A 13331-nucleotide genomic window follows, 5' to 3' on the forward strand; every position below is an offset into this window, starting at 1 on the left:
CTGGACCCCTCCCGAATGAACACGGACGACGAGTGATGACGAACGGCAACGGCCCGAACCGACGGATGCAGGTCCTGCGCAAGGGCCTGCGACGCAGAAGCGCGCTGCTGGCGGCGGCGGTGCGCCCGCCGGGGCGCAGGCCCGCCCCCGTGCTGCCCCGACCGAGCACGGGACGGCTCGTGGAGTCCCCGGTGTTCGTGCTGTCGTGCCAGCGCTCCGGCTCCACGCTGCTGCGGGTGCTGCTCAACAGCCACTCCGCGATCCGCGCGCCGCACGAGCTGCACCTCACCACCATCCAGGTCCGCCTGGCCGCCGAGTTCACCGCGGAGGTGGTGGAGGAGCTGGAGCTGTCCAAGGAGGAGCTGGAGCACATGCTGTGGGACCGGCTCCTCTACCACGAGCTGGACCGCAGCGGAAAGCGCATCATCGCCGAGAAGACCCCGGCCAACGCGCTGCGCTGGCGTCGGCTGCTCCGCGCCTGGCCCAAGGCCCGGTTCATCTACCTGTGGCGCAACCCCGCCGCCATCGTCGGGTCGGTGATGAAGCGCCGCCCCCACGCGGTCTTCGACGACGTGGTCGCCGAGGTCCTCCGGCACGCCGAGGGCATGGAGTCCTGCCGCGACCGCGTCCCCGGCGTGGTGGTCCGCTATGAGGACCTGACCACCGCCCCCGAGCGGGAGACCCGCAGGATCTGCGAGTACCTCGGCGTCCCGTGGGAGCGGGAGATGCTGGAGTACGGCAAGCAGGACCACGGCCCGCTCAAGCCGTTCTTCGGGGACTGGAGCGCGAACATCAAGTCAGGAACGATCCAACCCGCCCGCGCTCTGGACGAGGACGAGACGATCCCCGACGCCCTGATCCCGATCGCCAAGACCTGGGGTTATCTCGACTGACGCCGCTCCGCCGGGGGCCGGGACCGCTCCCGCGGCACCGAAGCGGCCCGGAGCGGGACCACGCACCCGCGCTCGGCCTGCCCCGCCGCTGGCTCCCGCCGGCCCACGCCGCCCGCGCGGTCACCGCGTCCGGTCCCCTTCCCGTACCGTTCTGCGGGGAGGCCGAGGGGGCGCGGCGCACCCGCCCGACGCGACCGGGAGGCGAACGAGGCATGCAGATGTTCACCCAGTGGCGGACCTGGGAGATCGCGCGGGCCGATCTGGAGGCCCGTGCCTTCCCGTCCGCCGACATCGCCGTGGTGGAGGGCGCGGTGGAGGCGGCGCGGCACTGGCACGGCCCGCAGCGGCGTCCCACCGGGGCGCCCTACCTGGAGCACCTGCTGGAGGCCGCGGAGGTGCTGGTGCGCGGCGCCGGGGTGACCGAGCCGGAGCTGCTGGCCGCGGCGGTGCTGCACGACGCGGTGGAGGACACCGACGCCACCGTCGGCGACGTGGAGGAGCGGTTCGGGCCGGTGGTGGCCGAGCTGGTGGACTGGGTGACCAGCCCCCCGGCGGCCGGGCGGGGACGGCAGGCCAGGCGCGCCGCCAAGACCGCCTATTTGCGGCGGCTGCGGGAGGCCCCGCCCGAGGCGATCACCGTGAAGCTGGCCGACCGGGCCAGCAACGTGCAGACGCTGGACCGGATGCCGCCGGACTTCCAGCGCCGCTACTTCGTCGAGACGACGACCTACATCGTCCCGCTGATCGAGCGGGTCGGCGGGGAGCGGGGACGCTGGTTCGCGGGCTGGTACGCGGACTGGCGGAGGCGTTTCGCGCACCTGGGATGATCGGCGGCATGGAACGCGAATGGGTCGCCGAGGAGAGCCTCGTGGTGGCCGCCGACCCCCTGCGGGTGTACGAGGCGGTGGCTGATCTGCGGCGGATGGGCCGATGGAGCCCGGAGTGCTTCGCGGTGTGGGTGCTCGGCCGGTCGAAGGGGCGGGCGGAGCCGGGCACCGCCTTCGTCGGGTTCAACCGGATCCGGTGGCGGGTGTGGTTCACCACCGGACGGGTGACGGCGGCGGTGCCGGGCGAGGCGTTCGCGTTCCGGGTGTCGAGCCTGGGCGTCCCGGTGGCGGTGTGGGGCTACCGGATGGAGGGCATCGGCGAGGGCCGCACCCGGCTCACCGAGTACTGGGAGGACCTGCGCCGGGAGGGCCGCGGAGCGGCGCTGGTGTCGCTGCTGGGCCGGGTGTTCACCGGGGTCCCCGCCGAACGGCGGGCGGCGCACAACCGGCGGGGCATGCGCATCACGCTGGAACGCATCAAGGCAGCCGTCGAGGCCGGGTGATCCCGGGCGTTCTCCGCGGGCGGCGCCGGACGCGCCCCTTCGGCGGGACCGGACGCCTCTCGGGCACGTCCCCGGGCGCGTCGCGGCGGGGCCGGCGTCCCGCCCGGCGGGATCTCCGTGACGAGCGGGCCGTCGCCTGGTCTACTGGGGTCCGTGGGCGCTCATCTGATCCAGGGCGAGCGGGTCGCCACGCCGGTGCGGGTCCGGAAGGCCGCGGTGGCCTCGGCGATGTTCGCCGTGCCGGCCGCCACCGCCCAGTCGATCATCGACTACTCGGGGTTGCGCGTCGTCCGGCCGCTGCCCGGCCGTGCCGTGTGCGCGCTGGCGTTCGCCCGCTATCTGGAGGGGGATCTGGGGCCCTACCACGAGTTCGCGGTGACGTTCCTGGTCCGCGACCCGGAGACGGGCGGGGCGGGGGCGTTCGTGCACTGGCTGCCGGTGGATCAGGCGTTCACCTTGGAGGCGGGCCGGTCGATCTGGGGGTTCCCCAAGCTGATGGCCGAGATCCCGGCGGAGACCACCGCCCGGGGCACCCGCTGCGCGGTGAAGGTCGACGGGCGCTCGGCGGTCGCCATGTCGGTGCGGTCCGGCCCGCCGCTGCCCGCCGTCCGCACCGCCCCGTCGCTGGTCGCGTTCTCCTGCCTGGACGGCGTCACCCGCCGGATCCCCTGGACCGTCGAGCCCGGCGGGATACGGGCCCGGCCGGGCGGCGCCGTGGTCTCGCCGGGCGACCATCCGGTGGCCGAGGAGCTGCGCCGGCTGGGACTGCACCGGGCCGTCTCGCTGAGCAGCGCGAGCGCCTCCCGGGTGCGGATGCTCTTTCACGAGGGCGTTCCCGTGACGCCTTGAACGCCCTCGTCCGATCCGCTTCACAGGCCGCGTAAGCTTGGTCCCTCGCCCGCCTGTGTCGAGGGAGCCGCCTGCATGTCGTCTCCGGTCGCCGGACGATCCGCCACGGTCAAGGACGCCGAGATGGCCGTCGAGCAGCGCCGCGTCGACTCCGCGTACGCCCGGCTCGCGGAGATGCGCGCCGAGGCCCAGGAAATGATCAAGGAGGGGTATCGGCAGGCGCTGGCCGGCACCAAGGGGTCGCTGGTCGACCGGGACGCCATGGTGTACCAGGCCGCGTTGCGCGCGCAGGCCCTCGACGCGGCCGACGACGGGCTGGTGTTCGGCCGGCTGGACCTGGCCGGCGGAGAGACCCGCTACATCGGCCGGATCGGGGTGCGCACCCGTGAGCAGGAGCCGATGGTCATCGACTGGCGGGCCCCGGCCGCCGAGGCGTTCTACCGCGCCACCCCCGAGGACCGGCGCGGCGTGGTCCGCCGCCGGGTGCTGCACACCCGCGGCCGCACGGTGGTGGACCTGGAGGACGACCTGCTGGACCCGTCCGCCGCCGACTCCCTGACGATCGTGGGCGACGGGGCGTTCCTGGCCTCGCTGGCGCGCACCCGCGAGGGCACGATGCGCGACATCGTCGCCACCATCCAGCGCGAGCAGGACGAGGTGATCCGCGCGCCCGCCGACGGGACGGTGCTGGTGCGCGGCGCCCCCGGCACCGGCAAGACCGCGGTGGCCCTGCACCGGGTGGCGTACCTGCTGTTCCGGCACCGCCGCCGGTTCGGCTCCCGAGGGGTGCTGGTCGTCGGTCCCAACCGCCGGTTCACCTCCTACATCGCGCGGGTGCTGCCGTCGCTGGGAGAGGATTCGGCGGTGCTGCGCTCGCTGGGCGACCTGGTGCCCGGGGTGTCGGCCACCGTCCACGACCCGCCCGAGCTGGCCAGGATCAAAGGATCGCAGGCGATGGCGGCGGTCCTCAGGAGGGCCGTGGCCGACCATCCCCCGGGGGCTCCCGACGAGCTGCGGGTGGTGCACGCCGGGGTGGTCGTCCGGCTGGACCGCAAGACCCTGGACAGGCTGCGCACCCGGCTCCACCGGCGCAGCGCCGGCGGCGTCAACGCCGCCCGCCGCCGGGTCGCCGAGACGCTGCTGGAGGAGCTGTGGCGGCGCTATGTCGAGGTCGGCGGCCCCGATCACGATCCGGGCGCGCAGATGCAGGGGGAGCTGGCGCTGTGGGAGGGCCTCCTCGCCGAGAGCGGCCTGGAGGCCCTCGACGGCCGGCGGTCCACGGTGCGGACCCGCACCGGCCGCGAGGCGTTCGAGGCCAACGTGCGTCAGCAGCGGGCGTTCACCGACTTCCTGTCCGCCTGGTGGCCGATCCGCACCCCGCTGGAGGTGCTGCGCTCCCTCGGCGACCGGGACCGGATGCGCCGGGCCGCGGGCCGGGATCTGCCCCGGCCCGACGCCGACCGGCTGGCCGCCGCCTGGGCCGAGGCGCTGAGCGGAGAGCGGCCGGTGCTCGGCTACCAGGACATCGCGCTGCTGGATGAGATCGACGCGCTGCTCGGCCCCCCGCCCCGGCCCTCCCGCGCCTCCTCCGCCGAGGAGGACCCGTATGCGGCGGGCGCCCGGGCCGTCCTCACCGGCGAGGAGCTCGCCGAGGGGGACGAGGAGGCGGGCCTGCGCGAGGTGACCAGCGTCATCGAGCGGCTGGAGCGGGCCCGCCGGGTCGATGACGAGACCGAGGAGGACGCCCGGCCCGAGTACGGCCACATCGTGGTGGACGAGGCCCAGGACCTGTCCCCCATGCAGTGGCGCATGCTGGGCCGCCGGGGCCGCCAGGCCACCTGGACGATCGTGACGGACCCGGCGCAGAGCGCCTGGGAGGACTTGGAGGAGGCGCGGGCGGCGATGGAGGCCGCGATCAGCGGCCCGTCGTCCCGGCGGCGGCGCGGCCGTGCCCGGCCCCGCTACGAGTACGAGCTGACCACCAACTACCGCAACACCACCGAGATCGCCGAGGTGTCGGCGCGGGTGCTGGAGCTGGCGCTGCCCGGCGCCCGGCCCGCCCGCGCGGTCCGCGGCTCGGGGGTGCGTCCGGTGATCCGCCTGGTGCCCGAGGAGGCGATGCACGCCGCGGCGCGTGAGGCGGTCCGGACGCTGCTGGAGCAGGTGGAGGGCACCATCGGCGTGCTCGTCCCGCTGCCGGACGGGGAGCGGTGGACCGCCCGCGACCACGCCGCCCTGGCCGCCGGCCTCCCCGAGCGGGTGCAGGTGCTCGACGTGCTGGAGGCCAAGGGCCTGGAGTTCGACGCGGCGGTGATCTGCGCCCCCGAGACGGTGGCCGACCAGTCGCCGCGCGGCCTGCGGATCCTGTACGTCGCGGTGTCCCGCGCCACCCAGCGGCTGACCGTGCTCACCGCCGACCCCGCCTGGGAGCGCCTGCTCACCTGAGCGGGCCGGGGCGCCCGCCCCGGTCGGCGCCCCGTCCCGTCAGATGACGGCGTCAGATGACGGGGGGCCGTCCCGCCCGGGTCATCCGCCAGACGGCGCGCCAGGAGATGGGGCGGCGCCGGCCGGCCGGCTTGCGCCAGCCCTCGGCGAAGCCCGCGAACCAGAGCTTGAGCGCCGAGGGGCGGCGCACCCGCAGCACCGTCAACACCACCCACACCGTGCAGTAGATCAGCGCCAGCGGCCAGGGCAGGTTCCGGCGGGCCAGCCACACCCGGTTGCGGGCGTTGAGGCGGTAGAACATCGCGTGCCGGGTGGGCGGCGCCGGCGGATGCAGCATCACCGCCTCGGCGTCGTACATGATCCGGTAGCCGGCGTTGATGGCCTGCCACCCCAGGTCGAGCTCCTCATGGGCGTAGAAGAAGTCGTCCGGCAGGCCGCCGGCGGCCTCGAACGCCGCCCGGCGGATCGCGCAGGCCCCGCCCAGGAAGGTCGTCACCTCGGAGGAACGTCCCGGGTCGCCGACCCGCAGCCGCGGCACGTGCCGGCGCTCGCCCGGCCCGCCTTCGGGGTCGCGGATCCGGAACGAGATGATCCCCAGCCTCGGGTCGGCGGCGAACCGGTCCCGCAGGTGCACGCCGAGCCGGGTGGAGTCGTACCAGCCGTCGTCGTCGAGGAAGACCAGGATCTCCCCCGCGGCCTCGGCCACCCCCCGGTTGCGTCCGGCGGGGATTCCCAGGTTCTCCGGCAGGCGCACCAGCCTGACGCGCTCGTCGCGGAAGATCTCATCGTCTCCCGGCCGCCAGTCCTCGGGCACCCCGTTGCCGACCAGGATCACCTCGACGTCCACGTCCTCCTGGGCGAGGGCGCTGCGCACGGCGCGGGCCAGCTCCGCCGGACGGTTGCCCATCGTCAAGACGATGACCGACAGCAGCACCCCGCCGTCCCGCCGGGGAGCGGAGTCGGCCTCACGCGAGGTCGTCACGTCCTCTTCCGCGAACAGCTCACCAGAGCGCACGGCACCCCTCTCAGGTCGCACTTGCGCAGAAGTCTTTCACCTCGCGATCGATCACCGTGCATTTCGCGGAAAGGCGCCGTTCATCACGGTCATCGCAGCCTGCGCGAGGCGAGGATGCTGACCAGGTGCGCCACGGTCTGCACCACGGCCACCGCCGCCACCGCGACGGTCAGCGCCCGGGTGGCCGCCGGGGTGCGCCAGCCGCCCAGCGAGTCCGCCGCCGCGACCGCCGCGATCAGCAGGGACAGCTCCACCGCGCCGATGATCCGGTGCACCCGCAGCGCAGCGGCCAGCTGGCGGGCCAGCGCCAGTCCGGTGGACCGCGGACGCAGCGCCCGGTCCCCGGCCGCCGGCGTCACCGGCAGCCCCGACTTGGCGCGCGCCACCACCACGTTGTCGGTCTCGGCCTTGATCAGCGCGGCGCCCAATGCGGCGAGCAGCCCCAGCTCCACATAGCCGCCGGACTCCCAGGCGCCCTGGGCGCGGACGCCGAGCGCCGCCAGCAGCGCCACCTCGACCAAGTAGTGGCCGATGCGGTCCAGGTACACCCCGGTCACCGAGGTCCGCTGCAGGTAGCGGGCCATCTCGCCGTCGACGCAGTCCAGCAGCAGATACGCCTGCACCAACGCCGCGGCCGCCAGCGCGGGCCACAGCGCGGCCCCCGGCAGCGACAGCACCGCCGCCGCCGCGAGACCGGTGGCGATCATCAGGTAGGTGACCTGGTTGGGCGACAGCCCCAGCCGCAGCAGCGCCCAGGACACGTACGGCGACAGCGACCGCATGTAGAGCCGCCCCGCCCAGTGCTCCTCGTTGCGGCGTTCCTTGAGCCCCGGCGGCTGGCCGAGGGCGCGCACGTCGGCGACCCGCGCCCCGCGCCGGGTGCGCGCCGCGGCCTCAGTCCCCGTAGGAGCGGACATAATCCTTCACCGCGGTCAGCACGGCGTCGTGGTCGAGGTCCAGCCGTTCCAGCACCGTGTACCGGCCGGGCCTGGTCTGCGGGGCGTACAGCACCGCCTCGGCGAACTGCTCCTCGCTCAGCCCGACCTCGCCGGGCAGCCAGGGGAGCCGGTGCCGTTCCAGGCAGGCCACGACCTCCTTGAGCCGCTCCCCGCCGGAGCCCAGGAAGCGGTCGCGCAGGAAGAAGCAGAACGCGGCGCCCAGGCCGGCCAGCTCCCCGTGGTTGGCGGTGCCGGGGAAGAGCTGGTCGACGGCGTGCAGGATCTCGTGGTCCCCGCCGCTGGAGGGCCGGGAGGAGCCGGCGAACGACATCGCCATGCCCGACATCACCAGCCCTTCGGCCAGCACCGTCAGGAAGTGGTCGGACTCGATCGACTCCGGCTGGTAGAGCAGGGCCTCGGCGGCGGTGCGGGCCAGGGTGAGCGCCAGCCGGTCCACCGGCTCGCCGCAGTCCTCGGCGGCCAGCAGCCAGTCCTCCACCGCCGACAGGTTGCTGATCACGTCGCCGATCCCGGCGCGCACCAGCCGTTCCGGCGCGTTGTGCACGTAGTCCAGGTCGACGATCATGGCCAGCGGCATCGCCACCCCGAACGAGCCCTTGCCCTTGTCGTGCTCCAGCGAGGCGACCGGGGAGCAGATGCCGTCGTGGGAGAGATTGGTGGCCACCGACACCATGGGGATGCCGGCCAGCGTGGCGGCGTACTTGGTGGCGTCGATGGTCCGGCCGCCGCCGATCCCCACCACCGCCTCGTACCAGTCCGAGCGCAGCCGGGAGGACAGCTCCACGGCGGCGTCCACGGTGCCGCCCGACACGCGGAACACGTCGCACTTGGTCAGCGAGGGCCTGACCTGCTCGGCGATGGCGTCGCCCTGGCCGGGGCCGACCGCGATGGCGACCCGGCCCTCGGTGGCGATCCGCCGGTCGGCCAGGAGTTCACCGAGTGCCGCCACCGCCCCGCGCCGGATCTCCACCGACAGCGGCGCGGACAGCGATCGCATGAGCTGTGGCATGCGTCAGTACCCCTTGGCGATCCGCCGTGCCTTCTCCAGGTCGTCGTGGTTGTCGACCTCGACCCACTCGACCGAGCCGATCGGGGCGATGGCGATCTTGCCGCCTCGGTTCACGAACTCCTGGTACCCGTCCTCGTAGTACAGGTCCGGGTCGTTCTCCCAGGTGGCCTTGAGGGCGTCGGCCAGCCGGTCGGCGGCCGACGGCTCGATCAGCGTGGCGCCGATGTACTCGCCGTGCGCGGTGGCCGGGTCCATCAGCTTGGTGATGCGCGCCAGGTGACCCGACTCGTCCAGGGTCACCTTCATCTCCTCGTCGGCCAGGGCCTTCACATCGTCCACCGCCAGGACGATCTCCGGTCCCCGGGCCGCGAGCAGCGTCTTCTCGACGCTCACCGGATGGACGGTGTCGCCGTTGACCAGGAGGACGCCCTCGGCGAAGTGCTCACGGGCCAGCCACAGGGAGTAGGCGTTGTTCCACTCCTCGGCCTTGTCGTTGTGGACGAGGGTCAGCGACACCCCGTGCCGCTCCTCCAGGGCGGCCTTGCGCCGCTCGACGGCCTCGGCGCGGTAGCCGACGACGACCACGACCTCGGTGAGCCCGACCTGCGCGAGATTGCCCAGCGCGATGTCGAGGATGGTGGTCTCACCATCCACCGGCACCAGGGCCTTGGGCAGGGTGTCGGTGTAGGGGCGTAGTCTACGGCCGGCCCCCGCGGCCAGCACCATCCCGATCACGCTGTGCCTCCATCACCGGTCAACCGGCCTCCCGGCCGGCCTGGTCGGTCTCGTCGTCGGTCTCTTCTTCCAGGTCAACCTGCACGCCGTTGCTGCGACCCGCCTTCACCCACGCCGTGACGCTCTCCACGCCGAACAGCAGGCCCAGGTACACGGCCAACGCGATGTAGGCCGGCGCGAGCTGTCCGAACAGCCCGGCGAAGGCCGCGATGAACATCCGGCCCTCCCAGCCGAGCCCGGCCGCGAAGACCCACTCGCGCGGCCACAGCCGCTGGCGCGTGCGGTAGACGGTGTCGTAGTGGTGGTAGGCGAGAACGGCCAGCAGCACGTAGATCACCGGCGCCGACACGCCCTGCGCGAACCCCAAAGCGGCCAGGTAACCATACTCGATGCCGCGCATCAGGGGAGGGACGAGCCAGTCCAACCGGCCCAGATGCGGATGCTGCGCCGAGGGCCCCACCAGCAGCAGCGTCAGCAGCGGCGGGTACAGCAGCGGAAGGGTGCGCTCGTCCGCTCCGGCCGCCACCAGCAGCGCCCCGGTGGCGACGGCGGCCAGCACCGTGCCGGGCAGCGGGATCAGCCGGCCCTGGGTGAGCCTGCCGAACGCGGCGGCCAGCGGCCCGTCGTCGCGGTAGGCCTGCAGCCGGGTGGGCTGCGGGCGGGCCGACGGGCTGGACGGGGCGGCGGTCAACGTGATGGTCATCGGCTCACCGACCTCAGGATCCGTCCGGTCAGGGTGTAGGCGGCCGCCACCGCGCCCCAGCACAGCAGCGCGATGAAGGTCACCCGGGCGTTCCAGATCGCGGCGGTGATCGACACGACCGCGAACCGCTCGCCGATCGGGAACACGATCATCTTCTTGGCCCAGAACGCCGGGCCCGACCGAGTCCGCGCCAGCACCCGGCGGGCCAGGCCCTTCAGCCCGCCCGGGGGAGCGGGCGGCGTCGCCGGGGTCGGCTCACGCCCGTCCTCGGGGTCGCTGAGCGGGACGACCGGCAGCGGGGCGGGGGGCCGGGCGCGCCGCGCGGCGCCGTAGGCGAAGTCGATCATATGACGGGCGGTCTGCGCCACCATCGCGGCGACCGCCAGCGCCCACACGTTCCCGGCGTGCACCGAGCTGCCCTCGGCGGCGGCGGTGGCGCCGACCGCCAGCCCGGCGAACACGGTGTATTCCTTGGCACGGTCGAAAGTGGCGTCCAGCCAGGCCCCGAAGGTGCTGAACTTGCGGGTGTAGCGGGCCAGCTGCCCGTCCACGCAGTCGAAGACGAACGAGAAGTAGTACAGCACCGCGCCGGCGACCATCCCGATCCGCGTGCCGGAGGCGAACGAGAGCGCCGCGGCGACCGCGATGGACATCGACAGCGTGGTCACCATGTTGGGGGTGGCCCCGAGGCGGGCCGCCAGCCGCGCGATGTACCGGGAGTAGGTGCTGACCGCGAAGGTGGTGAAGAACCCGTCCTCGCTCTTGACCGCCGCGTCCAGCCGGACCCGGTCCTCGTCGATCGCCTCGACCGCGGCGCGCGCCGCCGCGGCCTCCTCGGCGGTGCGGACCCGCCGGCACACCAGCGGCTCCTCGGAGAGCCGGTGCACGCGCGCGCCGGAGCGGACCAGCGCCACCAGCAGCAGGGTGGGGGCGTCGTCGGCCGCCCCCGGCAGCGCGTCCGGGGTCTCCAGCAGGGCGGCCATCTTCTCGGCGGCCTTGGCGCAGGTCATGCGCTTGGCGGGGGTGACTCGCAGCAGTCCGCGGAACACCCCGTTGGGCTCGGTCACCCGGTGGAATCCGCTCCCCGCCGACGCCACGCGCACGGCGCCCTGCCGCACCGGCGCGCCGTCGCCGTCCTCGGCGGTGATCGCGGTGATCTCGCCGCGGTGCCAGACCAGCCGGTTCACCAGCTCGTCGGAGACGACGGTCCCGGCGGGGATCACCAGCAGCGGCTCGGTGAGATCGCGCGCCATCCGGGCGACGACCCGCAGGTCCTCGGCGGGCGAGCCGGACTCGACGACCTGGACGCCGGCGGCGCGGTTCGCGGCCTCGGCCTCCTTGCGCAACCGGGCGGCGTTCTCCGGCCGGGCGACGATGTGCACGTCCGGTACGTTGAGCGTGGCGAGCCGGTCGAGCCACCGGTGCAGGAGAGTCGGGGCGTGGGGCCCGTTGCCGTAGGGGATGTCCGCGGTCTCGTCGGCCGCGAGCACCAACGCCACAGTCATGCGCACCTTCCAGCAGCGTTGCGTGGGGGGGTCACGGGAACGTCAGCGTAGCGGGTCGCACACACCACAGCGGTTGATCGGAGACGTGGAGAGCATTGAGAACGGTTGCGGTGATCTTGGCCGGCGGCACCGGCCGACGGATCGGGGCGGCCACCCCGAAACAGCTGCTCGACGTGGGCGGACGGCCGATCCTGGGGTACTCGGTGGCGACGTTCGCCGCCCATCCGGGCGTCGCCGACGTGCGCGTGGTCATGGCGCCCGGGCATCTGCCCGTGGCCAGGGAGATAGCAGATCGTTACGGGAACGGCCGGGTGTCGAGGGTGATCGAGGGCGGGGCCACCCGCAGCGAGTCGACCCTGGCGGCGCTGCGCGACCTGGCCGCCGAGCCCGACGACGTCCGGATCCTGCTGCACGACGCGGCGCGGCCGTTCGTGACGAGCGAGATCATCGACCGGTGCCTGGCGGCGCTGGAGTCGTTCGAGGCGGTCGCGGTCGGCGTGCCGGCCACCGACACGGTGGTGGCGGTCGAGGACGGGCTGGTGAAGGAGATGCCGCCGCGGGACGCGTTGAGCCGCTTCCAGACCCCGCAGGGCTTTAAGATCGGGACGCTGCGCAAGGCGTACGAGGCGGCCGTCGCCGATCCGGGGTTCGCCGCCACCGACGACTGCGGTGTGGTGCACCGGTACCTGCCGGACGTGCCGATCCGGGTGGTCGAGGGCGACGAGCGCAACCTCAAGGTCACCCATCCGCTGGACATCGTGATCGCTGAGCATCTGGCCGGACGGACGGCCGACGGGGAGGCAGTGTGATCTTCGATGGCGACCGGCCGGTGGTGATCGGCCATCGCGGCGCCGGGTCCGGCGCCGTTCGGCTGCCCGGGGCGGCGGACCCGGTCATGGAGAACACCCTGGAGTCGATCCTGGGCGCGGTGCGGGCCGGGGCGTCCTGGGTGGAGATCGACGTGACCCGCACCGCCGACGACGAGCTGGTGCTGCGGCACGACCCGACCGGCCCGGACGGGGCCTTCCTGGTGGACCGCACGGCGGCGGAGTCCGGGCTGCCCCGGCTGGCCGAGGTGTTCGACGCGCTCCCGCCGGAGATCCCGCTGGACGTCGACGTCAAGACGATCGTGGAGGACGCCGTCGACCCGCCCGCCCGGCGCACCGGGGCGCTGCTGGCCCCGCTGCTGAAGGCCGAGGCCCGGCGGCGCCCGCTGGTGGTCACCTCCTTCGACCCGGCGCTGCTGCTGGGGCTGCGGGAGGAGCTGGGGAACGCGGTGCCGCTGGGACTGCTGACCTGGGTGCGGTTCCCGCTGTGGCACGCGGTGGCCGCGGCCGCGGGGCTGGGCATGAACGCGGTGGGCCTGCACACCGGCTCATGCGGGTTCGACCCGCCGGACGCCCGGCTGCGGCCGCTGGAGCACAACGTGGACGTGGCGCACAAGGCCGGGCTGGAGGTGCTGGCCTGGTGCCCCTCCCCGGCCGACGCCCCCCGGTACGCCGCCGCCGGGGTGGACGCCATGGTGGTCAACGACGTGCCCGGGGTGGTCGCGGCGCTGGCCGCGCCGGATCCGGACGTGCCGGATCCGGCGGAGGAGGCCGTTCAGGACTGACGGCCCTCGTCCCTGCGCGCGCCCTCGCCGCCGTAGATGCGGGTCCACTCGCCGGGCTGGTCCTCCTCCTCGGAGTCCTGCCCGGGCCGGTCCGGCGGCCCGTACCGCTGCGGCGGGGGCGCGTCCCCCGCCGGCTGCGGCGGGATGTAGGGAGGGCCGGACTCGTGCAAGGGAGGCGCTCCCGGCCCCACCGGCACCCCGGCCGGGGAGGGCCCGTCGGGGGCGCCGCCCGGGCCCGCCGGCGCCGCGGGAGCGCCCGGGCCCGCCGGCAGCGCC

Annotated in this window: 13 protein-coding genes and 1 pseudogene; 7 read left to right on the plus strand and 7 right to left on the minus strand. The window is 74.2% G+C overall.

What is annotated here, in order from left to right; translation table 11 throughout:
• Positions 1-35: 35 nt before the first annotated feature.
• The 5 genes from EIO00_RS23105 to EIO00_RS23125 all read left to right on the plus strand — a co-directional run bounded on the left by EIO00_RS23105 (position 36) and on the right by EIO00_RS23125 (position 5517).
• Positions 36-893, plus strand: a complete 858-nt coding sequence (locus EIO00_RS23105) for a sulfotransferase family protein (RefSeq protein WP_140182396.1) — start codon at positions 36-38, stop codon at positions 891-893.
• A gap of 212 nt (positions 894-1105) precedes the next feature.
• Positions 1106-1720, plus strand: a complete 615-nt coding sequence (locus EIO00_RS23110; RefSeq protein ID WP_140182398.1) for an HD domain-containing protein — start codon at positions 1106-1108, stop codon at positions 1718-1720.
• An 8-nt stretch (positions 1721-1728) separates the two neighbouring features.
• A complete protein-coding gene (locus EIO00_RS23115) occupies positions 1729-2223 on the plus strand; it encodes an SRPBCC family protein (RefSeq protein WP_175596316.1) in 495 nt (164 codons plus the stop codon).
• Positions 2224-2376: 153 nt separating this feature from the next.
• Positions 2377-3072 (plus strand): acetoacetate decarboxylase family protein, encoded by a 696-nt coding sequence (locus EIO00_RS23120; protein WP_140182402.1) that lies wholly within the window; start codon positions 2377-2379, stop codon positions 3070-3072.
• Positions 3073-3147: 75 nt separating this feature from the next.
• Positions 3148-5517: a UvrD-helicase domain-containing protein gene (locus EIO00_RS23125; protein WP_140182404.1), complete on the plus strand. Its 2370-nt coding sequence runs from the start codon at positions 3148-3150 to the stop codon at positions 5515-5517.
• A 52-nt stretch (positions 5518-5569) separates the two neighbouring features.
• Here EIO00_RS23125 and EIO00_RS23130 read toward each other — a convergent pair whose 3' ends face one another.
• The 6 genes from EIO00_RS23130 to EIO00_RS25730 form a co-directional block, all read right to left on the minus strand.
• Positions 5570-6424, minus strand: a complete 855-nt coding sequence (locus EIO00_RS23130; protein ID WP_241661550.1) for a glycosyltransferase family 2 protein — start codon at positions 6422-6424, stop codon at positions 5570-5572.
• Positions 6425-6621: 197 nt separating this feature from the next.
• Positions 6622-7449, minus strand: a complete 828-nt coding sequence (locus EIO00_RS23135) for a CDP-alcohol phosphatidyltransferase family protein (protein ID WP_140182406.1) — start codon at positions 7447-7449, stop codon at positions 6622-6624.
• On the minus strand, positions 7427-8500 hold the full coding sequence (locus EIO00_RS23140) for an iron-containing alcohol dehydrogenase family protein (RefSeq protein ID WP_140182408.1): 1074 nt from the start codon (positions 8498-8500) through the stop codon (positions 7427-7429). The genes EIO00_RS23135 and EIO00_RS23140 overlap by 23 nt, the downstream gene beginning before the upstream one ends.
• Positions 8501-8503: 3 nt before the next feature.
• Positions 8504-9235: a phosphocholine cytidylyltransferase family protein gene (locus EIO00_RS23145; protein ID WP_140182410.1), complete on the minus strand. Its 732-nt coding sequence runs from the start codon at positions 9233-9235 to the stop codon at positions 8504-8506.
• Positions 9236-9254: 19 nt separating this feature from the next.
• Positions 9255-9938: a DUF5941 domain-containing protein gene (locus EIO00_RS25725; protein WP_140182412.1), complete on the minus strand. Its 684-nt coding sequence runs from the start codon at positions 9936-9938 to the stop codon at positions 9255-9257.
• Positions 9935-11443, minus strand: a complete 1509-nt coding sequence (locus tag EIO00_RS25730) for a CDP-alcohol phosphatidyltransferase family protein (RefSeq protein ID WP_140182413.1) — start codon at positions 11441-11443, stop codon at positions 9935-9937. Before EIO00_RS25730 ends, EIO00_RS25725 begins: the two co-directional genes overlap by 4 nt.
• 95 nt (positions 11444-11538) lie before the next feature.
• Here EIO00_RS25730 and ispD point away from each other — a divergent pair, with 95 nt between their 5' ends.
• Positions 11539-12252 (plus strand): 2-C-methyl-D-erythritol 4-phosphate cytidylyltransferase, encoded by a 714-nt coding sequence (ispD, locus tag EIO00_RS23160; protein WP_140182415.1) that lies wholly within the window; start codon positions 11539-11541, stop codon positions 12250-12252.
• On the plus strand, positions 12249-13055 hold the full coding sequence (locus tag EIO00_RS23165) for a glycerophosphodiester phosphodiesterase (RefSeq protein ID WP_140182417.1): 807 nt from the start codon (positions 12249-12251) through the stop codon (positions 13053-13055). Before ispD ends, EIO00_RS23165 begins: the two co-directional genes overlap by 4 nt.
• Here the strand turns inward: EIO00_RS23165 and EIO00_RS24900 are convergent.
• Positions 13046-13331: pseudogene (locus EIO00_RS24900) on the minus strand (hypothetical protein); the annotation flags it as partial. The gene EIO00_RS23165 and the pseudogene EIO00_RS24900 sit on opposite strands and share 10 nt — an antisense overlap.

The sequence above is a fragment of the Thermomonospora catenispora genome (assembly GCF_006363815.1).
Taxonomy (GTDB): domain Bacteria; phylum Actinomycetota; class Actinomycetes; order Streptosporangiales; family Streptosporangiaceae; genus Thermomonospora; species Thermomonospora catenispora.

What these genes read in the sequence shown, in the direction of transcription:
- EIO00_RS23105 (WP_140182396.1), top strand. Translation starts at nt 36, where the DNA reads ATGACGAACGGCAACGGCCCGAACCGACGGATGCAGGTCCTGCGCAAG.
- EIO00_RS23125 (WP_140182404.1), top strand. Translation starts at nt 3,148, where the DNA reads ATGTCGTCTCCGGTCGCCGGACGATCCGCCACGGTCAAGGACGCCGAG.
- EIO00_RS25730 (WP_140182413.1), bottom strand. Translation starts at nt 11,443, where the DNA reads ATGACTGTGGCGTTGGTGCTCGCGGCCGACGAGACCGCGGACATCCCC.
- EIO00_RS23110 (WP_140182398.1), top strand. Translation starts at nt 1,106, where the DNA reads ATGCAGATGTTCACCCAGTGGCGGACCTGGGAGATCGCGCGGGCCGAT.
- EIO00_RS23115 (WP_175596316.1), top strand. Translation starts at nt 1,729, where the DNA reads ATGGAACGCGAATGGGTCGCCGAGGAGAGCCTCGTGGTGGCCGCCGAC.
- EIO00_RS23135 (WP_140182406.1), bottom strand. Translation starts at nt 7,449, where the DNA reads ATGTCCGCTCCTACGGGGACTGAGGCCGCGGCGCGCACCCGGCGCGGG.
- EIO00_RS25725 (WP_140182412.1), bottom strand. Translation starts at nt 9,938, where the DNA reads ATGACCATCACGTTGACCGCCGCCCCGTCCAGCCCGTCGGCCCGCCCG.
- EIO00_RS23140 (WP_140182408.1), bottom strand. Translation starts at nt 8,500, where the DNA reads ATGCCACAGCTCATGCGATCGCTGTCCGCGCCGCTGTCGGTGGAGATC.
- EIO00_RS23130 (WP_241661550.1), bottom strand. Translation starts at nt 6,424, where the DNA reads ATGGGCAACCGTCCGGCGGAGCTGGCCCGCGCCGTGCGCAGCGCCCTC.